Origin of the sequence: Nitrosovibrio tenuis (genome assembly GCF_900109785.1) — a bacterium.
Classification (GTDB): Bacteria; Pseudomonadota; Gammaproteobacteria; order Burkholderiales; family Nitrosomonadaceae; genus Nitrosospira; species Nitrosospira tenuis_A.
The window spans coordinates 15,510-35,913 of the sequence record NZ_FOBH01000016.1 but is presented as its reverse complement, the minus strand read 5'-3'; the positions used below and the strand labels follow the sequence as shown (position 1 = coordinate 35,913).

Sequence of the window (20,404 nt, the reverse complement as noted above, 5' to 3'; positions counted from 1 at the left end):
GTTGATGTCAACCTATATTTTTTCCCCCCTCTGTGGATAAGTCTATCGGAACGGTCTAAAATACCCGCTCACCTCGCTCTCGAATTTTCCTTTTTTTCCCAGCAAGCAATGACGACCATGCCAGCAGTGGACACCTTTTGGCTTTCTTGTCTCGGATATTTTGAGAAAGAACTGAGCGCCCAGCAATTCAATACCTGGATTAAACCGCTCCGCCTGGATTCATCGAACGATGCGTCCGAGCCTATTCTGGTAGCCCCCAACCGCTTTGTCATGCAATGGGTCAAGGACAATTTTCTTTCTCGCATCGAACTGATGGCGGAAAAATATTTTGCGCAAAGCATCCGCTTTCAACTCATGCTTGCCGAGCATGTTTCGGCAAAAACGCCACTTTCACCGTCGAACAGTGCTGTGACAGCGGCATTTCAACCTCCTGCCGACGTCGATACCCCGGCAGTTTCCTTACGGAAAGTACCGGGCGATCCCAAGGAAAAAAATCCCAGCCGGCTGAATTCATCTTTTACATTCAATAACTTCGTCACCGGAAAAGCCAATCAGCTAGCCCGCGCGGGTGCGATCCAGGTCGCTGAACGTCCGGGCGTTGCTTACAATCCTTTTTTTATTTACGGCGGTGTGGGTTTGGGAAAAACCCACTTGATTCAGGCCATTGGTAATTTTGTTCTGGAGCACAATAGTGCGGCCAAGGTGAGATACATCCACTCAGAACAATACGTCTCCGACGTGGTAAAAGCATATCAGCATAAAGCGTTCGACGATTTCAAGCGGTACTACCATTCGCTGGATCTTCTATTGATAGACGATATCCAGTTTTTTGGCGGCAAGAACCGAACCCAGGAGGAATTCTTTTATGCTTTTAACGCTCTGATCGAGGCCCATAAGCAAGTCATTATCACCTGCGATTCTTACCCGAAGGAAATCTCAGGTATGGAAGAACGCTTAATTTCCCGTTTCGGCTGGGGCTTGACCGTGGCGGTCGAACCGCCGGAATTAGAAATGCGCGTGGCCATCCTTCTAAAGAAAGCGCTTTTGGAAAATATCGTTCTGGATGAAAACGTCGCCTTTTTCATCGCCAAACATATCCGTTCGAATGTACGCGAACTCGAGGGCGCGCTGAAACGCGTGGTTGCTTATTCCCGATTCACCGGCCACTCCTTGTCGCTCGATCTGGCAAGGGAAGCATTGAAAGACCTTCTGGCCGTGCAAAACCGCCAGATCTCGATTGAGAATATTCAGAAAACCGTTGCCGACTACTATAAAATCAAGGTTGCGGAAATGTACTCCAAAAAACGCTCACGCATCGTGGCGAGGCCCCGCCAAATGGCGATGGCCATATCCAAGGAACTCACCCCGCTGAGCCTGCCCGATATCGGTGAAGCATTCGGCGGCAGGGACCACACGACCGTACTGCATGGTTACCGAAAAATAGCCGAGTTACGCGCGTCCGATCCAGCGATCAACCGCGACTTCAATACCCTGTTACACATTCTGCGCGGTTGATTTCACAGTTGATAACGAAAGGATTATTTGGGGATAACTTGTTGTTTAACGTGAAAGTGAATTCTGCCCACAAATCATCCACAGACAATACCTTATCGATACAACCAAAAATGGAACCCTAATTGCCTGATATCATTTCGATTTATTATTTTATACCGGACTTACCCTACATCTATTAACGATTATTCTAGGTTTATATACATGAAGCTAATACAAGCTGAGAGGGATACGTTACTTAAACCATTGCAAATGGTTACCGGTATAGTCGAGCGCCGCCATACGTTGCCGATACTCTCCAACGTCCTGATAGAGCGAAAGGACGACAAGATTTCTTTTGTCGCAACAGATCTGGAAATCCAGATCGCGACGTACGCAGAGGATGGCGATACCGTAAGTGAAGGGTATGCGGTAACCGTGGCAGCGAAAAAGCTTCAGGACATATTGCGTGCGCTTCCTGATAAAACCCAGGTAACGCTGGAGACTGATGAATCCCGGCTTCATGCGAAAGCAGGAAAAAGCCGTTTTCATCTGCAAACGCTTCCTGCCGAAGACTTCCCTAAATTTCCGGTTGGTTCGGAGCCTCAGGCAAAAATAACCGTAAAGCAGAAAGAGCTGAAACACCTCTTGTCCATGGTGCAGTACGCCATGGCACAACAAGATATTCGCTATTATCTGAACGGGTTGCTCCTGTTGACGGAGGACAACGATATAAAGGTCGTGGCTACCGACGGCCATCGTCTGGCGTTTGCGCTGATGAAGCTCGAGGCTCCCCAGGAAAAAAGAGAAGTGATCCTGCCTCGCAAGGTGGTACTGGAACTGGCCAGACTCTTGAACGATACCGATGAATCCGTAACGGTGGAGATTCTGCAAAATCAGGTGCGGTTCAGTTTTTCAAGTGTTGTACTAGTGACCAAAGTGGTGGACGGCAAATTTCCTGATTACAACCGGGTTATTCCAGCCGGATATCAAAAGCACTTTGATATCAACAGGCAATTGCTTCTGCAGACTTTGCAGCGCGCATCTATTTTATCCAACGAAAAGTTCCGCGGCGTCCGGTTGATTCTGACAACGGATAACCTTCGGATCGTTTGCAATAACAGCGAGCAGGAAGAAGCAGAGGAAGAACTGGAACTTCACTATGATGGTGAAGCGCTCGATATCGGGTTCAACATCAGTTACCTGCTGGACGTGCTGAACCATCTTAGCGGTGAGACAGTGCGGTGCGCCTTTGGAGACGCCAACAGTAGCGCACTGATCACAATTCCAGGAAATGACGATTTCAAGTATGTGGTAATGCCGATGAGGATATAAACAGAATCATAAATACAGTCTCAATTCGGCTTGCTCTAGAATGGGTGAAAGCTGTAGCCGTAACCCATCCTATCGATTTTGATGGCTTGCACTTCACTCCAGTCATCTACAAACATCAAACGGAACTGCTGATCAGCACAGCAGGAAAGATCGGCAATGCAAGACCCGCAACCGCATGGGCCCCAACCACAGGGCCCGCAACCGCAAAGCCAGATGAGTCAAAGTAAAGCTTCACTTCCTCAAAAAAGAGGCTTTTCCATAAACCCGTTTCACGTGAAACTGAAGTCATGAATCCAATGAATGAGAAAGAACGCTCCAGGCAGAAAAAAACCGAAAGCTCAGCCGATTACGGCTCGGACAGTATCAAGATCCTTAAAGGACTTGATGCGGTACGCAAACGCCCAGGCATGTATATCGGGGATACCAGCGACGGCACCGGTCTGCATCACATGGTGTTCGAAGTGCTGGATAACGCCATCGACGAAGCACTGGCAGGGCATTGCGATGAAATAAGCGTCATCATCCACCCGGATAATTCGGTAACCGTACAGGATAACGGGCGCGGCATACCCACGGGCATCAAGCACGACGATGAAATGAAACGTTCCGCGGCCGAGATCGTCATGACTGAACTTCATGCCGGCGGGAAATTCGACGCCAATTCTTACAAAGTGTCCGGTGGCTTGCACGGCGTAGGCGTGTCGGTAGTCAACGCATTGTCCGAATGGCTGCGGCTGACCATCCGCCGGGAAGGCCAGATTCATCAGATGGAATTCCGCATGGGTGTGCCGGTTGCACCCCTGGCAATAACTGGCAAGACGGAGCGGCGTGGCACCGAAGTGCACTTCCTCGCCAGCAAGGAAATTTTCGGCGATATCGAGTACCACTACGACATCTTCGCGAAACGCCTGCGCGAGCTGTCGTTTCTCAACAATGGGGTGAAGATCCATCTGGTGGACCAACGCAGCGCCAAGGAAGAAACGTTTGCTTTCGTTGGCGGTGTGAAAAGTTTTGTCGAGTATATCAATCGCTCCAAGTCCGTCCTTCACCCCAGCATCTTTTACGCCACAGGCGAAAAAGACGGTATCGTGGTTGAAGTTTCGATGCAGTGGAACGACAGTTACTCCGAACAGGTACTGTGCTTTACCAACAATATTCCCCAAAAAGACGGAGGAACCCACCTCACCGGGCTGCGCGCCGCGATGACGCGCACCCTCAACAATTATATCGAAAGGAACGAGCTGGCAAAGAAAGCCAAAATCGAGACGTCCGGTGACGATATGCGGGAAGGATTGTCCTGCGTTTTATCCGTGAAGTTGTTCGAGCCCAAATTTTCGTCGCAGACGAAGGAGAAACTTGTTTCCTCGGAAGTGCGCCCCGCCGTGGAGGAAATCGTGTCGTTGAAGCTGGCCGAATTCCTGCTGGAGCGTCCGCTGGATGCCAAAACGATCTGCGGCAAAATCATCGACGCGGCAAGAGCGCGCGAAGCCGCGCGTAAAGCGCGTGAACTGACCCGGCGCAAAGGCGTGCTGGATGGCATGGGATTGCCGGGCAAGCTGGCGGATTGCCAGGAGAAGGACCCTGCGCTATGCGAGCTTTACCTGGTTGAGGGCGATTCGGCGGGCGGCTCCGCCAAGCAGGGGCGCGATCGCAAATTCCAGGCGATCATGCCCTTGAAAGGGAAAATCCTGAACGTCGAGAGAGCACGTTTCGATAAACTCATTTCATCGCAGGAAATCGCCTCGCTCATCACCGCGCTTGGGACCGGCATCGGCAAGGACGAATACAATCCCGACAAACTGCGTTACCACCGTATCATTATCATGACGGATGCGGACGTGGATGGCTCCCATATTCGTACCCTGCTGCTTACCTTCTTCTATCGCCAAATGCCGGAACTGCTCGAACGTGGACATATCTTCATTGCCCAGCCTCCACTCTACAAGATCAAGCATGGCAAGCACGAACGCTACGTCAAGGATGACCATGAGCTTAAGCAATACCTGCTGGGGTTGGCGCTGACCGATGCGGAGCTGTATACCCATGAAGACAGGCCGCCACTGGCCGGTGAAACACTGAAAAATATTGCCGACGAATACCTGCTGGCCGAAGCCGTGATCGAGCGCATGAGCTCCCTCATCGATCGCGAAGTGATGCATGCCCTGTTGCGGTATCCCGAGGTGGATCTGAGCAGTGAAAAAGGTGGGGCCGAAAGCGCAGCCAGGCTGGCGGCGCATGTAGCGACAGTAAAAATTGAACCCGAGTATGACGCCGCTGCCGAGGAATTCCGGCTGAAAATCACCCGGATGCATCACGGCAACGTCCGCGCATCCTACCTCGACCAGGATTTTCTCGATAGCGGCGATTACACCCAAATCAGGAAAACAGCGCAAGTGCTCGATGGCCTTATGGGTCCCACCGCTTACGTCAAACGCGGGGACCAGAAGCAGTTGGTCAGCGATTTCAAGCAGGCGCTCGACTGGCTCCTGCAGGAAGTTAAAAAAGGCGTCAGCACACAGCGCTACAAAGGCTTGGGCGAAATGAATCCGGCCCAATTATGGGAAACTACGATGGACCCCAAAACCCGCCGACTGCTGCGCGCCCAGATCGAGGACAGCATCGCTGCCGATGAAATTTTCACTACCCTGATGGGCGACGTCGTCGAGCCGCGCCGCGCGTTTATCGAGAACAATGCGCTAGGAGTCAGAAACCTGGATGTGTAGCCGAGTTCATTACAAAGCTTGTCGCCGAATGTTTCCTGCCGCTTTGATCCATTGATAACCAACAGTATCATAACCAAGCTGTACAATTCATTTTTCAAAAATAATCAAAAGGACTGAACCGCCATGTTGTCCCCGCAACTGACTCTGGATCACGTTGACCCCGATCTCTGGCAGGCCATCAAAGGTGAGATGCAACGCCAGGAAGAATATATCGAACTGATCGCCTCAGAAAATTACGCCAGCCCGGCGGTGATGCAAGCGCAGGGGTCGGTGCTGACCAACAAATATGCCGAAGGGTATCCCGGCAAGCGTTATTACGGCGGGTGCGAGTACGTCGATGTCGTGGAACAGTTGGCAATAGACCGCGTCAAGGCGCTGTTTGGCGCCGAGTATGTCAATGTCCAGCCGCATTCCGGTTCACAGGCCAACGCCGCGGTGTATCTGACCGCCCTGAAACCCGGCGATACGTTGCTCGGTATGTCGCTTGCCCATGGGGGGCATTTGACCCATGGGGCATCGGTCAATCTCAGCGGTAAAATTTTCAACGCGATTTCATACGGCCTTCATCCTGAAACCGAAGAGCTCGATTACGACGAAGTACGGCGGCTCGCGCATGAGCACAAGCCCAAGATGATCGTCGCCGGGGCATCGGCTTACGCGCTGGTGATCGACTGGAAACGTTTTCGCAAGATTGCTGATGAAGTGGGCGCTTACTTATTCGTGGATATGGCTCACTACGCGGGTCTTGTTGCGGCCGGGTATTATCCCAACCCCGTCGGCATCGCGGATTTTGTGACGAGCACGACGCATAAAACGTTACGCGGACCGCGGGGGGGGATCATCATGGCCAAGCCGGAGCACGAGAAAGCGCTGAATTCGGCTATTTTTCCCCAAACCCAGGGCGGTCCGCTGATGCATGTCATTGCCGCCAAGGCGGTGGCTTTCAAGGAGGCGGCCACCAATGCGTTCAAGAATTACCAGGAGCAGGTGATCGAGAACGCGCGCGTGATGGCCAAGGTATTGCAGGAGCGCGGCCTGCGCATCGTTTCGGGACGCACCGACTGCCATATGTTTCTGGTGGATCTGCGCGCCAAGTACATTACAGGCAAACAGGCAGCGGAATCCCTGGAGCTCGCGCATATTACCGTCAACAAGAATGCCATACCCAACGACCCACAGAAACCGTTTGTCACCAGTGGGATCCGTATCGGTTCGCCTGCGATGACGACACGAGGTTTCACCGAAATTGAAGCTGAACAACTGGCCAACCTGATTGCGGATGTGCTGGATGCGCCGACCGATGTTGCGGTGATTTCGCAGGTTGCGCACCAGGCGAAAGCGCTTTGCACAAAATTCCCGGTTTACGGCACAAGAGCCTGATTGCTGCTCGCGATCGAGGCTGCCTGCGCCTGTGCACCCATATAGTATCCGCATGCCTTGGGTCTAGTGATTCTTAAAAGATGAAATGCCCCTTCTGCAACGAGGATGACACCAGCGTGATCGATTCGCGTGTCAGCGAGGAAGGCGACCGGGTACGCCGGCGCCGCCGTTGTTTGAAATGTGGTAAACGTTTCACGACGTATGAAACCGTGGAGTTGCGTTTGCCACAGGTTGTAAAGCAGGATGGCAACCGCGCGGAGTTCAGCCGCGACAAGCTGCTGACGAGTTTCAAGCGGGCACTGCATAAGCGGCCAGTTCCCACCGAGCAGGTGGATGCGGCGATGGATCAAATTATGCAAAAGCTTCTCAGTTCTGGCGAACGCGAAATTCCCTCGCGCAGGATTGGAGAAATGGTGATGCAGGAACTCTACAAGCTCGATAAGGTTGCCTACATCCGGTTTGCCTCGGTCTACAGAAGTTTTCAGGATATTCACGATTTCCATGATGCGATAAAGGAAGTCCAAAGACCCCAGCGGAAAAGAGCAGCCAAGAAAACCTCACCCCAGGGTTAAGCTGATCCCGGATGGGGGGAATGTCCTCCCTTTTCAACCGTTGCATCACTGAAGTTATGCTATCGCACTTATTTTCCTCGGCCGACTACGCCTATATGGCCCAGGCTTTGCGGCTTGCCGAAAAGGGACTATATAGCGCCAGCCCCAACCCTCGCGTCGGCTGCGTAATCGTGCGCAATGACCAGGTGGTGGGTAGCGGCTGGCACGAACGTGCGGGTCAGCCGCATGCCGAAATAAATGCTCTCAAAGCCGCCGGGCCAGCGGCCCAAGGTGCCACCGTCTATGTCACCCTCGAGCCGTGCAGTCATCACGGGCGAACTCCGCCTTGCGCGAAAGCACTCATCGAGGCGGGCGTCGCGAAAGTCATGATCGCCATGCAAGACCCAAATCCGCTGGTAGCAGGCAAAGGCAGCGCCTCGCTAAGAGATGCGGGAATAGAGGTGGAGACCGGTTTAATGGAAGCCGAAGCGGCCGCCCTGAATATTGGTTTTGTTTCGCGCATGACGCGCAATCGGCCGTGGACACGGATGAAGATCGCGGCCAGCCTCGACGGCAAGACAGCCCTCAATAACGGCACCAGCCAATGGATTACCGGCGAGGCGGCACGGCGCGACGGTCATCGGCTGCGCGCGCGTTCTTGCGCGATCCTGACCGGAATCGGTACCGTGCTGGCCGACAACCCGGAACTCTCGGTGCGCCACGTAGACACACCGAGACAACCGCTGCGCGTGGTGGTGGATAGCCGCCTGGATGTACCGGTGGATGCCAGATTGCTGCGCGGAGCCGGGGAGTTGATTTTTACCGCAAATGCGAGCGAGGGCAAAATTGTTGCGTTGCGGGATGTGGGCGCGCGCGCCATCGTTTTGCCGGATTCGAATTTGGATTCAGGCAACCATGTCGATCTTGCAGGAATGATGCGCACGCTCGCCGATTTCGAGATCAACGAGGTTCTGGTCGAGGCGGGTCGCACGCTGAACGGCGCTCTTATCGCCGCAGGGCTGGTGGATGAACTGGTCATTTACCTCGCCCCGTACCTGATTGGCGATAACGCCCAGGGCATGCTGAAGCTGCCGGAACTCTCCAAGCTAGCCGAAAAACGCGCGCTCAAGATCCAGGATATACGCTCAGTGGGCTCGGATATTCGACTCACTGCCCGTTTTTGTGACGATAAGTCAATATAGTAGAGATATCGTCTGGATATGCTTCGAAGCGGTTAGGTTTTTGAAGGGTATTTGGTTAGCTTGCGCTGCAAGGTACGCCGGTGCATGTTGAGTACCCGGGCGGTGACGGAAACATTGCCCTTGTTCTCATTCAGAACGCGCTGAATGTATTCCCACTCGAGCCGGCCAACCGAAAGCGGGTGAGTGCTGATTTGCACGTCCGCATCGCCCGTGGTGCGCTCGAATGCCATCATGATGTCATCCACATCGACCGGCTTCGCCAGATAATGCGTGGCCCCGAGCTTGATCGCTTCCACGGCCGTTGCGATGCTTGCATAGCCGGTCAGCATGACGATGCGGGTGCCGGGATCGAGGTTTTTGAGTTTTTCCACCAGCATCAAGCCTGACGTGCCCGGCAGCCGGAGATCGATAATGGCATATTCTGGCATATAGGCTTCGGCGCATTCCAACGCCTGCTCCACCGAGTGTGCGCAGGTGACATTGAACCCACGTTTTGTCATGGCTTTCGCGAGCACGCCGCAAAAGGTCAGATCATCGTCCACAATCAGCAAAGCCGGCTGATCATCCACTTCCATCGTTGCCAATGTTGTCATATCGTTTGACGTATCAACGGTAATATAACCTGGGTGCAGGCGCCGCCTTCGCGATTGGTCAAGCGCACCCTGCCGCCAAATCGCTCGATATTCGCGTTCGCCAGAAACAAGCCGATGCCGAAACCCTGCCCCGGCGCCTTGGTGGTAAAGAAGGCCTGGCCCGCGCGCTGTACGGCTTCTCCCGTAAGCCCTTCGCCATAATCCAGGATTTCGAGGTGCAGCTCCTGATGATCCCAGTTGACTTCTATCTCGATGTGTTTCAGGGATGCATCAGCCGCGTTGTTCAGGAGATTCAAAATGGACTGGCTCAATAACTGAGTATTGAGAATCTGGGGAGCGGGCTGCACGCCGCTGCCATGGTAAGTATATTTGACGGAAGGCCGCATCAACTGCCATTTATCCAGCACCTGGCGCAAAAAATGGTCGACCGCCTGTCCGCTTCCATCTTCCGCCCGCGCTTGTCCGGCATCGGCCAATAACTGCGTTAAAGTTCGCTTGCACTGCGTGATCTGGTCGCGCAGTATTCTGATATTATTCTGGAACTCCGAATCGCCGGTATATTCATTTTGCAACTCTCCGGATACAACCGCCATCGTGGCCAGCGGTGTACCCAATTCATGCGCTGCGCCGGCGGCGAGCGTCCCCAGCGCAATGATCTGTTCGTTCCGCAAAGCCTGTTCACGTGCCGATGCCAGATCCTTGTCGCGTTCGCGGATGGATATGCCCATCTTGACAACGAACCACGCGATTAATACAGTGCTTAACACGAAGGCCAGCCACATCCCCGATACGTGCAGATTGAACTCGCTGTTGTGTTCTTCGTGATCGTGCGGCAATGGCACATAATAAAACAGGAGCAGGGTGTAACAGCTTATCGTGATGGCTGCCATAACCCAGGTATAGGCCCAGGGCAACGCGGCTGCAGCTATCGTCAGCGGCAACAGATAGAGCGAGATAAACGGGTTTGTCGAGCCGCCGCTGAAATACAGCAATGCCGTCAACGCGAAGACATCAACGAGTAATTGAGCAAAAAACTCGACGCTTGAAACGGGCAACTTACGACGCAGGCGGACCCAGGTCGCCAGATTCAGGACGGCCAGCATAACCGCTACCGCAACCATTTCGGCCCACGGCAACTGCATTTCGAGCACCCAGTAAGCCAGAGCAAACGTCAGGCACTGCGCGGCAATCACGATATTCCTGAGCAGAAACAGGCGTTGCAAATTCTTTCTTAATGGTGACTGGCTAAGATCACTGAACATAACTTTAGGTTGTTCGCGGGTAACTTTCGTGTGTAGGACATAAGGAATCTGAACAAAGGGAGTCTGAACAAGCGCCATGGGAATCTTCCAAAAGTCTATCCCCTGGCTGGTCCTGCGCTTCGGCAAAAGGCTTGCCTAGAGGTTCCCTGAACATTAGCGCATATTGCAATTCAAGACCATGCGGCAAATTGCCGCACATCTTGAGTTTGAATAGACCCCGGCAAGGGGATTATTGTAGTGGAAAGCAGGAAGAGTTCGATGTTCACTGGAATCGTTGAGGCCATTGGCGAGATAAAACACGTCATGCCTTTGGAGAAAGGTATAAGCTTGAGGGTTGCGTCCGGTACGCTGGATTTAAGCGATATAAACACTGGCGACAGCATCGCGGTCAATGGCGTATGCCTTACCGTTACCGCGCTGGCCAATGAAGAATTCTCCGTGGACGTATCGCGCGAAACCATCAATTGTACCGAAGGTCTTGATAAACAGGGCGGCCGGGTCAACCTTGAAAAAGCCCTGCGTCTGTCCGACAGGCTTGATGGTCATCTGGTAAGCGGCCACGTGGACGGGGTCGGCGAGACGGTCAAATTTGAGCAAGTGGGTGAGAGTTGGCTGCTGACCATCAAGGTGCCTGACCCACTGTTAAAATATATCGCCAGGAAGGGTTCGATCACGGTAAACGGCGTAAGCTTGACTGTCAACCGGATAGATAAAAACGAGTTCGAGGTCAATCTTATCCCTCATACGCTTGCTGTGACGACATTGGCGGATTTGAAAGCGGGGGCGAAGGTAAATCTGGAAGTCGACATGCTGGCGCGGTATGTGGAACGATTGATGACGATGCACGCATGAGTGAAGAACGCACGAGTTATGGCTGAAGTTTGACATGATCATCAGTTCGATACAGGAAATTATTGCCGAAATCAAGGCCGGCAAAATGGTCATTCTCGTAGATGAGGAGAATCGCGAAAACGAGGGCGATCTGGTTTTGGCGGCGGATTTCGTCACACCGGCGGCAATCAATTTCATGGCCACGCATGGCCGTGGATTGATCTGCCTGACATTGACCGACGAGCGTTGCCGCCAGCTCAATCTTCCTCTCATGGTATCCGCCAACCGCTCGCCGCTGGGCACCAATTTCACCCTTTCCATCGAAGCGGCCAGCGGAGTCACCACCGGCATTTCAGCCGCCGACCGTGCTCGGACCGTGCAGGCGGCGGTAAATCCGAACGTAAAACCGGAAGATCTTGTCCAGCCAGGGCACATTTTTCCGCTCATGGCGCAAAACGGGGGGGTGCTGGTGCGCGCAGGCCACACCGAAGCCGGGTGCGATTTGGCGAGCCTTGCGGGATTGACCGCTGCCTCTGTCATTTGTGAAATTCTGAAGGAAGACGGCAGTATGGCCCGCCTGCCGGATCTGGTTGAGTTTGCCGCAAAGCACCAACTCAAAATCGGCGCTATTGCCGATCTCATCCATTATCGCAGCCGTACCGAGAGTCTCGTGAAACGCGTGGCGGAACGCCCCATCCAGACCATTCACGGTGAGTTTCGCCTGGTCGCCTACCTGGATAAGACCGCGAATGCTACGCATCTGGCGTTGGTAAAGGGCACCATCGCTCCGGACACCGAAACGCTGGTGCGCGTGCATGAGCCGCTTTCCGTTATCGATCTGCTCGACATGAATGACGACACTCATTCGTGGAACGTGAATGATACCTTGCGGGTCATCGCGGAGGCGGGACGTGGCGTAATCGTGCTGCTCCACCGGAGGGAGAGCGCGGCGGAATTGCTGGAGCGCGTTACGCCTTCAAAGTCAAAACCTCGCGTTACGGCCAGAACGGACTTGCGCGACTACGGGATTGGCGCGCAAATATTGAAGGACCTGAACGTTGGAAAAATGCGGTTACTGGCAGTTCCCCGCAAAATGCCCAGCATGGCGGGGTTTGGCCTCGAAGTAACAGGATATCTCGAAAGACGGGAGATAAACGGAAAGCTGGAACAAACCGCGCTATAAAACGGATTTAACTGGGAAGAATGGATTTAACCCGGGAAGGCGGAATTTAACCCAAGCGGATTTTAATTCAGAAACACTAAAAACATCCCCATCCGCATGGTGGGCTTTTGCTACAGGAGCGAATATGGCACGGTATGACAACATTCTCGAATTTGAACCTGATCTCGACGGTGCAGAGCTGCACATCGGCATCGTCATGAGCCGGTTTAACATGGACGTGAGCGACGGGTTGCTCAGCGCCTGTACCGCGGAACTGACAAAACACGGCGTGCAGGAGTCGAACCTGCTATTGGTGACCGTTCCCGGTGCGCTGGAAATTCCGCTGGCACTGCAAAAAATGGCCTTGTCCGATCAGTTTGACGCGCTGATAGCCTTGGGCGCCGTCATACGCGGCGAGACCTATCATTTCGAAATCGTGGCCAACCAGTCGGCAAGCGGCATCGCCGCAGTGCAGCTCGACACAGGCATTCCTATTGCCAACGGGATACTCACCACCGAGTCCGAGGATCAGTCCTTGGCGCGCATGAGCCAGAAAGGCACCGAGGCTGCACAGGCTGCGATAGAGATGGCTAACCTGCTCCGGGATCTCTACGAAGCGACCGAATGACGTCCACCAGACCACCGGGTAAACGGGCAGTTCATGGGGGACCAAAATCCACAGTGGATCCCGCAGCCAGGCCGGGCCGTAAAACCCGGCGCCGGCTCTCGCGGGAACTGGCTCTTCAGGGGCTTTACCAATGGTGCGTTGCAGGAGGCACCGCTGAAGCTATCGAAGCGCAGCTCCATGAGACCAGGGAATTCGCAAAAACAGATGAGGCGTACTTTGCAGGATTGCTCCGCGGCGTATTGATGGATGTGCCGGAGCTGGAAAAGCTGATCCAGCCTTATCTCGATCGGCCTTTCAAGGAACTCAGTCCGGTGGAGATCTCTATCCTCCTGATGGGCACCCATGAGCTCAAGAATCACCCTGAAATGCCTTACCGGGCGGTGATCAACGAGGCGGTCGAGCTGGCCAAGACCTATGGAGGCACCCATGGGCATAAATATGTGAATGGCGTCCTGGACAAATTGGCGGCAAAATTACGAACTGTCGAGATCAATGCAAGAGCTTGATCTTCCGGTTCCATAAATTGCCCTGTGTCCAAAGTTGCTCTCCGAATTCGACATAATTCGACGCTATTTCACCCGTCCGGCCCCCAGCGCGATATTAGGCATAGGGGATGACGCGGCGCTGATCCAGTCGGCGCCGGGGATGGAGTTGGCGGTTTCCACTGATATGCTGGTGTGCGGCCGGCATTTTTTCCCCGATGCGGAGCCGCGCAAGCTGGGTTATAAATCCCTTGCAGTGAATCTCTCGGATATGGCGGCGATGGGAGCAAGGCCGCGCTGGGCCACACTTTCGCTGGCGCTGCCCGAACCCCTGGTTCGCACGGATGAAAAATGGCTGGAGATATTTGCCCAAGGATTTTTTTCGCTGGCGCAGACCTACGAGGTCGAGCTTATCGGTGGCGATACCACACAGGGGCCTTTGAATATCTGTGTGACCATCATTGGCGAGGTGGAGGCAGGCAAAGCCCTGCGCCGTAGCGGCGCAAGGCCAGGTGACGACATCTGGATATCCGGCCATTTGGGGGACGCCGCCCTGGCCCTCGCTCACGTGCTGGGGCGAATCAACCTTCAGCCTGAGGATATCGAAGCGTGCCTGCCCGCGCTGGATACGCCCGCGCCGCGGGTCGCCCTGGGGCGACGATTAATCGGCATCGCCCATAGTGCGATCGACATATCCGATGGACTTCTCGCAGACCTCGATCACATACTGAAATGCTCCAGAGTGGGCGCGATTATCAGAATGGATGAGATAAACTGCTCGGCGTCAATGAAACGATACCTTTCCCATCCGTTGGCGATAAATTGCTTGCTCGCCGGCGGCGACGATTATGAGCTCTGCTTTACCGCGCCTCAATCGACCCGCCAAAGAATTGGAATACTCTCGCGCGAACAGAACATTCCATTGACCCGCGTTGGAATCATCGGCGAGAAGGAAGGACTTGTCGTGCTGGATGCGGACGGCAATCCGATGCAACTTGAAGCGAGGGGTTATGACCACTTCCGTGCCGAGTAAGAAAGTCACTCCCGGCGGGGAGGCTGCGCTCCACGGGGAAGACCCGCCTCGTGGCGAAACGGCGCCACTTGGCGGAGTCGTGCCGAAGCCCGAAGCCGTGCCGGATAGCGACGTGATGCCAGGTACCGAAGCCAACAACCGGTCGACCCATACGGTCGGGTCAGAACCGAGCCACGGATCAAAAGCCGATCCTGAGCCCATGCCATCCCCGTTATCGCCTTCGTTGCCGCCCGGCGCATCTGCTCAGCCACGGCCTGACAAGGCCTTCGTGCGGCGCCACCTTGCGCATTTTATTGCCTTTGGTGGCGGTGTGGGATTGAGTAAAATTGCGCCAGGTACTGCCGGAACGCTCGCCGCACTTCCTTTATTCTGGATATTCAATTACTTTCTTGACGCCCCCGGTTTTCTAATGCTGATTGGCGCCATGTTTATCATTGGTATTTGGGCTTGCGCTGTCACGGGCAAGGCGCTCGGCAGTCACGACCACGGAGGCATGGTCTGGGATGAGATCACCGCCTTTTTTCTGGTGCTGGTTTTCACGCCCAACGTTTTGATATGGCAGGCCTTCGCGTTTCTGCTATTCCGAGTGTTCGATATAATCAAACCCCCGCCCATCCGCTATTACGACACCAAACTGCGTGGCGGCTTCGGCGTGATGTTCGACGATATACTTGCTGCGTTCTATGCATTGCTTTGCCTGGCCGCATGGAAAGCATTTGGCACATAGCGGTATCTATCTCCGAGGGAAGGATTCTCGATCGCTCAAGAATTGTAAACCATAGGAAACGTAAACCACAGGCAATGGAGGAGAAGCGCATGGATGATCTAATGCTTGAGGATCTCGCCAGGCAGGCCGGATTGTTGCTTTCCGAGCAGGGGTTGATGCTTGCAACCGCCGAATCCTGCACCGGCGGCTGGCTGGGCCAAACCATCACAGCGATAGCCGGGAGCTCCGCCTGGTACGACCGCGGCTTTATCACCTATTCGGTTATTTCCAAGCACGAAATGCTGGGCGTGAGCGAGGCGACACTTGAAGAGTACGGTGCCGTATCCGAGGAGGTCGCGTCCGAAATGACGGCCGGTGCGATCGGGCGGAGCCATGCGCAGGTTGCGGTTTCCATTACGGGCATCGCCGGCCCTGATGGCGGCACCGCGAAAAAGCCCGTCGGAATGGTTAGTTTTGCCTGGATGATGAAGGATGGTCTTGCGCGTACTGAAACCCGCTATTTTTCCGGGGGTCGCGAGGAGATACGGCGCCAATCGGTCGCCGGCGCGCTGCAGGGAGTGATCGACCTGTTAAACAGTATCCCGCCTGAAGTGGCCTGACAGAAAAAACCTGAAATACAAAAAAATACCAAAATACCAAAAATACCAGGAGGCGGGCGCAGCAGGCAGGAGACCCCTTCACCACGCAGTGATGCTCAGCCGGAACTACTCATGAAAGCACTTGTTCCGCGCCTATTTCTTCATGCTGATTAATGCGAATCCTTGGCCATAATGCGATCGCTGAGGCCGATTGCAATTGCGGAAATCAGAAAGACAAAATGAATCCCGGTTTGGGCCATTATGGTCTTTTCATCGTACGCGTGAGCATTGATGAAGGTTTTGAGCAAGTGAATGGATGAAATGCCGATTATGGCGGTGGCGAGCTTGACCTTCAGCACAGACGCATTGACATGCGATAGCCACTCCGGTTGATCGGGATGTCCCTCAAGATTCATGCGTGAAACGAAGGTTTCATAACCACCGATGATCACCATGATGAGCAGGTTGGAGATCATCACCACATCAATCAAACCCAGCACGACCAGCATGATCGTTGTCTCATTGATCTTGGTGGGCCTGGCCGCGCCTTCAATAGCGACGGCTTCCAGTATATGCTGTAGCGCTGCCTGATTGCCCATCACGGCACCGATCAGATCGAGCAATTCAACCCAGAAATGATACACATACACGCATTGGGCGAGAATCAGCCCAAGATATAACGGCAATTGCAGCCACCGCGTGGTAAAGATGAAATAGGCCAGCGGCTGGATCTTCCTGGGGTAGACCTCGGGTTCAGAGCCAGGACGGTTGTCGTTGGTTTCCATAAATAGGGAATTTTATGCCTTGCGGTGAATAAAGAGCCGACATTTTACACGGCTGATCTTTTTGTTGCGCGTACGTTAGCAATTGACCCGCACCATGCCTTCGACGCGTTACGATATGTTTATGTTTTTTTACAATTGATGAATACACACGGTTGTGAGTCTGAATTCCGCAAAAAAGAATTACGATCTCTCACATTTATACTCCGTGATGATCGGAGGTTTTGTATCCGCGTTGCTTTCACCCATTGCAGCGGCTGATACACCTGAGACTCGTGACCAGTTTTTTTTACGCGTGCGCCCCTCTGTAGTCGGGTTGAGCCTGGTTGATACCGATGGCGGACTCATTGGCCACGGCAGCGGCGTCCTGATTGACACCGCGCGGGTAATCACCACATGCCAGGTAGTGAAAGATGCAAAAAGCGGTCATGTCCATAGACCGAGTGGAATTTTCAAAGCTGTGCTGCAACATGCTGAACCCGCCCGTGATCTTTGTCAGATGAAGGCGCTGCAACATTTGCAATCGCCGCCTATCGTCCTGGGTACAGCAAAAAAAATCAGAATCGGGCAGCGGGTCTATGCTATTGGCACGCGAAAAAGTGGTAAAGGACGGGAGGGCTGGGAGTCGCTTCTGAGTGAAGCAGTGGTTTCCAACCTTAGGCCGTATGGAGGCTCGCAATATATACAGATTTCGCCTGCTATTGCGCCGAGCTCCAGTGGAGGTGGACTATTCGATGAGCAGGGGCGATTGATCGGAATTCTTTCGGTCCAGTTTATCGAAGGGGAGAATTTCACTTTTGCACTGCCTGCGGATTGGGTAGTCGAATTGGCAAACAGGACACCGGCTACTCAGAGATCTCAGGGCGTAACGAAAAAAAACGGGTTAAACTGGCTCAACCATACCTTGGCGCTGGAGAAGAAAGGCGACTGGCCGGGGCTGTTTAAAGCTTCTCAGCAGGAAATCAAACGTGATCCTGCAAACGCGGCTGCCTGGTTTAGCTCGGGTATTGCTCTGGCTCACTTCAAGCAATACAACCGGGCGGTTCACGCCTATCGAGAAGCGATACGCAACCAGGGCGACTATGGCGAAGCCTGGCATAAGCTGGGAGGAGCTTACGCCTATCTCAAGGAATATGATCACGCGATTCATGCTTATCGGGATGCGCTGCGCCTGGAGCCGGAAAATGCCGAGGCCTGGTATGAACTGGCCAACACTTACTATGACGTTAAACAATACGCTCACGCCATTCATGCCTATCGGGAGGTGTTGCGCATACAGCCGGAGAATCCTGACGCCTGGTATAAACTGGGCATTACCTACGACGATATGAAGCTATATGGCGATGCAGTCGAGGCTTACCGGGAAGCTCTGCGCATACAGCCGGAAAATACCGATGCCTGGTATCACCTGGGCGTGGACTACGCGATCGAGGGCGACCGCGACAAGGTGAGGGAAGTTTATCGGGTCCTGCGCGAACTGGACCGGGCAAAAGCGGAACAGTATTTCAACATCTATATCTTGCCTTGATATGGTTGCGGTTGCCGTCGCCGTAAATTCGGACATTGTGCCCATTCCCATTTATTCCTCCAGCTTGCCCGTTTGACATGAGGGGAGAAAAAAACAAGTCGCTGCCAGTAGTTGTACCCTGCTTCGCCTTTCCGCCCCGGGGTCACATGTGCGATAATTTCATCATTCTTGAAAGGAACATACATGGACGAAAACCGAAGCAAAGCGTTGGCGGCAGCACTTTCCCAGATCGAGAAGCAGTTTGGCAAAGGTTCGATCATGCGCCTGGGCGCCAGCGATGTTGCCAAAGACGTCGAGGTGATTTCAACCGGCTCATTGGGGCTGGATATCGCGCTGGGGGTGGGTGGTCTGCCTCGTGGCCGGGTTGTGGAAATCTACGGGCCGGAATCCTCGGGAAAAACAACGTTGACCCTCCAGGTCATCGCACAAATGCAAGGGATGGGCGGCACGGCGGCATTTATTGATGCGGAACACGCGCTCGACCCGCAATACGCGCAAAAGATCGGCGTCAATGTCCAGGAATTACTGATATCCCAGCCCGATAATGGCGAGCAGGCGCTGGAGATTGCCGACATGCTGGTACGGTCCGGTTCGGTTGACGTGGTGGTGGTGGACTCCGTCGCGGCCTTGACGCCCCGTGCCGAAATCGAGGGTGAAATGGGCGAGCCTCAAATGGGCCTTCAAGCAAGATTGATGTCTCAGGCTTTGCGCAAACTCACCGCCAACATCAAACGCAGCAACACCATGGTGATTTTCATCAATCAGATACGCATGAAAATCGGTGTCATGTTTGGCAGCCCCGAAACCACGACCGGCGGCAACGCATTGAAATTCTATGCATCGGTGCGTCTCGATATACGCCGCACCGGCTCCATCAAGAAGGGTGAAGAGGTGATCGGCAGTGAAACCCGTGTCAAAGTGGTCAAGAACAAGGTGGCGCCTCCGTTCAAGCAGGCCGAATTCGATATTCTCTACGGCGAGGGTATTTCCCGCGAAGGGGAAATCGTCGAGTTGGGCGTGCAACACAAGCTGATTGAAAAATCCGGCGCCTGGTATGCCTATAAAGGAGAAAAAATCGGCCAGGGCAAGGACAACGCACGCGAGTTTCTGAAAGAACACCACGACGTTGCGATGGAAATAGAGGCCAAAATTCGCACAGCCGTGGGCGTCTCCAACCCGGCGGAAGCCGTGGATGCATAGTAGCCGCGGTTAACTGCGGAAGCAGTTGGCCATCACATCGCACGAACTGCCATGCCGCAGGGTATGAGCCTGAAAACCCGCGCTTTGGCTCATCTCGCGCGTCGAGAGCACTCCCGGCTGGAACTGGAAAGAAAGCTCGCGCCGCATGCTCAAACTTCCGAAGAGCTTGAGAACGTCCTCGATGTTCTTGAACAGTGTGGGGCTTTGTCACCCGCTCGAGTGGTTGAGCAGGTGCTACACATGCGCAGGAGCAGGTTCGGCAGTCAACGGATTGTGCGTGAGTTGCGCGAAAAGGGCATCGCAGAGAATTTAATCGCCGAGCAGTTGCCCAACATGAAGGAAGCTGAACAGTCCAGTGCTTATGAGGTATGGCGGAAAAAGTTCGGCGCCATGCCGGCGAATGCAAGAGAATTTGGCAGGCAGATGCGGTTCATGAGGGGCCGCGGGTTTGCTCCCGAAACGATAAGCAGGGTGTTGCGCCATACTGACGAGGAAGAATAATGCAAGAAAGAACAATACAAAAGCTATTCGCCTGGATCGTGCTCGCAGCCGGGATTGCGCTGGGCGGCTGCGGCGGCATCAACGCGACGCCTATCCGTGACGTTACCACATCCCCTGCGAATTTCGACGGAAAGGAAGTCACGCTCCATGGTATTGCAAAAGATGCGACGCGAATTCCGCTGGTCAACATGAAGTCTTATGTATTGAAAGATGATACCGGCGAAATCATGGTATTGACTGAAGGCGATCTACCGAAGGCCAACGAAAAACTGACCGTCAAGGTGAAGGTTGCCAATCTCGCGATCATCAATGGTGAATCGCTGGGAACGACAGTAACAGAGATATCGCGCCGTTAGCAGGACAGAGGAAAATCGAAACAATCGAGATCAATAGAGATCATGTGGAACTGAAGAAA

Annotated in this window: 20 protein-coding genes; 17 read left to right on the top strand and 3 right to left on the bottom strand. The window is 53.9% G+C overall.

Annotated elements, in window-relative coordinates; all coding sequences use genetic code 11:
• The first annotated feature begins 117 nt into the window (after positions 1-117).
• The 6 genes from dnaA (at position 118) to ribD (ending at position 8,682) form a co-directional block, all read left to right on the top strand.
• Positions 118-1,515 carry a chromosomal replication initiator protein DnaA gene (gene dnaA, locus BMX00_RS13325; RefSeq protein WP_090829522.1) on the top strand — a complete coding sequence of 466 codons (1,398 nt, stop codon included), beginning with the start codon at positions 118-120 and terminating at the stop codon, positions 1,513-1,515.
• A 201-nt stretch (positions 1,516-1,716) separates the two neighbouring features.
• Positions 1,717-2,826 carry a DNA polymerase III subunit beta gene (dnaN, locus tag BMX00_RS13320; RefSeq protein WP_090829508.1) on the top strand — a complete coding sequence of 370 codons (1,110 nt, stop codon included), beginning with the start codon at positions 1,717-1,719 and terminating at the stop codon, positions 2,824-2,826.
• A 296-nt stretch (positions 2,827-3,122) separates the two neighbouring features.
• Positions 3,123-5,549 (top strand): DNA topoisomerase (ATP-hydrolyzing) subunit B, encoded by a 2,427-nt coding sequence (gene gyrB / locus BMX00_RS13315; RefSeq protein WP_090829521.1) that lies wholly within the window; start codon positions 3,123-3,125, stop codon positions 5,547-5,549.
• Between the two features lie 123 nt (positions 5,550-5,672).
• Positions 5,673-6,929 carry a serine hydroxymethyltransferase gene (gene glyA / locus BMX00_RS13310; protein ID WP_090829507.1) on the top strand — a complete coding sequence of 419 codons (1,257 nt, stop codon included), beginning with the start codon at positions 5,673-5,675 and terminating at the stop codon, positions 6,927-6,929.
• 80 nt (positions 6,930-7,009) lie between these two features.
• The gene (nrdR, locus tag BMX00_RS13305; protein WP_090829506.1) at positions 7,010-7,501 is read left to right on the top strand and encodes a transcriptional regulator NrdR; all 492 of its coding nucleotides are present in this window, start codon (positions 7,010-7,012) and stop codon (positions 7,499-7,501) included.
• 20 nt (positions 7,502-7,521) lie between these two features.
• The gene (ribD, locus tag BMX00_RS13300) at positions 7,522-8,682 is read left to right on the top strand and encodes a bifunctional diaminohydroxyphosphoribosylaminopyrimidine deaminase/5-amino-6-(5-phosphoribosylamino)uracil reductase RibD (RefSeq protein ID WP_245728081.1); all 1,161 of its coding nucleotides are present in this window, start codon (positions 7,522-7,524) and stop codon (positions 8,680-8,682) included.
• Positions 8,683-8,714: 32 nt separating this feature from the next.
• On the opposite strand, the gene BMX00_RS13295 is transcribed toward ribD, so the two are convergent.
• Entirely contained in the window at positions 8,715-9,275 is a 561-nt protein-coding gene (locus tag BMX00_RS13295; RefSeq protein ID WP_090829505.1) for a response regulator transcription factor, read from the bottom strand.
• Entirely contained in the window at positions 9,272-10,537 is a 1,266-nt protein-coding gene (locus tag BMX00_RS13290) for an ATP-binding protein (protein ID WP_090829519.1), read from the bottom strand. The genes BMX00_RS13295 and BMX00_RS13290 overlap by 4 nt, the downstream gene beginning before the upstream one ends.
• A 258-nt stretch (positions 10,538-10,795) precedes the next feature.
• Between BMX00_RS13290 and BMX00_RS13285 the strand changes: the two genes are divergently transcribed.
• The 7 genes from BMX00_RS13285 (at position 10,796) to BMX00_RS13255 (ending at position 15,999) form a co-directional block, all read left to right on the top strand.
• Positions 10,796-11,389 (top strand): riboflavin synthase, encoded by a 594-nt coding sequence (locus tag BMX00_RS13285; RefSeq protein WP_090829504.1) that lies wholly within the window; start codon positions 10,796-10,798, stop codon positions 11,387-11,389.
• Positions 11,390-11,423: 34 nt separating this feature from the next.
• A complete protein-coding gene (gene ribBA, locus BMX00_RS13280) occupies positions 11,424-12,551 on the top strand; it encodes a bifunctional 3,4-dihydroxy-2-butanone-4-phosphate synthase/GTP cyclohydrolase II (RefSeq protein ID WP_090829503.1) in 1,128 nt (375 codons plus the stop codon).
• 124 nt (positions 12,552-12,675) lie between these two features.
• Complete coding sequence (ribH, locus tag BMX00_RS13275) at positions 12,676-13,158, top strand: 6,7-dimethyl-8-ribityllumazine synthase (protein ID WP_090829502.1); 483 nt, start codon at positions 12,676-12,678, stop codon at positions 13,156-13,158.
• Positions 13,155-13,664, top strand: coding sequence for a transcription antitermination factor NusB (nusB, locus tag BMX00_RS13270; RefSeq protein ID WP_090829501.1), 510 nt, complete (start codon positions 13,155-13,157; stop codon positions 13,662-13,664). Before ribH ends, nusB begins: the two co-directional genes overlap by 4 nt.
• 34 nt (positions 13,665-13,698) lie before the next feature.
• A complete protein-coding gene (gene thiL / locus BMX00_RS13265; protein ID WP_090829500.1) occupies positions 13,699-14,673 on the top strand; it encodes a thiamine-phosphate kinase in 975 nt (324 codons plus the stop codon).
• Complete coding sequence (locus BMX00_RS13260; RefSeq protein WP_342707165.1) at positions 14,651-15,400, top strand: phosphatidylglycerophosphatase A family protein; 750 nt, start codon at positions 14,651-14,653, stop codon at positions 15,398-15,400. The genes thiL and BMX00_RS13260 overlap by 23 nt, the downstream gene beginning before the upstream one ends.
• An 89-nt stretch (positions 15,401-15,489) precedes the next feature.
• Positions 15,490-15,999 (top strand): CinA family protein, encoded by a 510-nt coding sequence (locus BMX00_RS13255; protein ID WP_090829499.1) that lies wholly within the window; start codon positions 15,490-15,492, stop codon positions 15,997-15,999.
• Positions 16,000-16,148: 149 nt separating this feature from the next.
• Here the strand turns inward: BMX00_RS13255 and BMX00_RS13250 are convergent, their stop codons facing one another.
• Positions 16,149-16,763: a YqhA family protein gene (locus BMX00_RS13250; RefSeq protein ID WP_177171869.1), complete on the bottom strand. Its 615-nt coding sequence runs from the start codon at positions 16,761-16,763 to the stop codon at positions 16,149-16,151.
• Positions 16,764-16,917: 154 nt separating this feature from the next.
• On the opposite strand from BMX00_RS13250, the gene BMX00_RS13245 reads away from it, so the two are divergent.
• The 4 genes from BMX00_RS13245 to BMX00_RS13230 all read left to right on the top strand — a co-directional run bounded on the left by BMX00_RS13245 (position 16,918) and on the right by BMX00_RS13230 (position 20,345).
• Positions 16,918-18,288: a tetratricopeptide repeat-containing S1 family peptidase gene (locus BMX00_RS13245; RefSeq protein ID WP_143053113.1), complete on the top strand. Its 1,371-nt coding sequence runs from the start codon at positions 16,918-16,920 to the stop codon at positions 18,286-18,288.
• Positions 18,289-18,471: 183 nt separating this feature from the next.
• Positions 18,472-19,488 carry a recombinase RecA gene (gene recA, locus BMX00_RS13240; protein ID WP_090829497.1) on the top strand — a complete coding sequence of 339 codons (1,017 nt, stop codon included), beginning with the start codon at positions 18,472-18,474 and terminating at the stop codon, positions 19,486-19,488.
• A 63-nt stretch (positions 19,489-19,551) separates the two neighbouring features.
• Positions 19,552-19,989, top strand: coding sequence for a recombination regulator RecX (recX, locus tag BMX00_RS13235; RefSeq protein WP_245728079.1), 438 nt, complete (start codon positions 19,552-19,554; stop codon positions 19,987-19,989).
• A complete protein-coding gene (locus BMX00_RS13230; RefSeq protein WP_090829495.1) occupies positions 19,989-20,345 on the top strand; it encodes a hypothetical protein in 357 nt (118 codons plus the stop codon). The genes recX and BMX00_RS13230 overlap by 1 nt, the downstream gene beginning before the upstream one ends.
• Positions 20,346-20,404 lie beyond the last annotated feature (59 nt).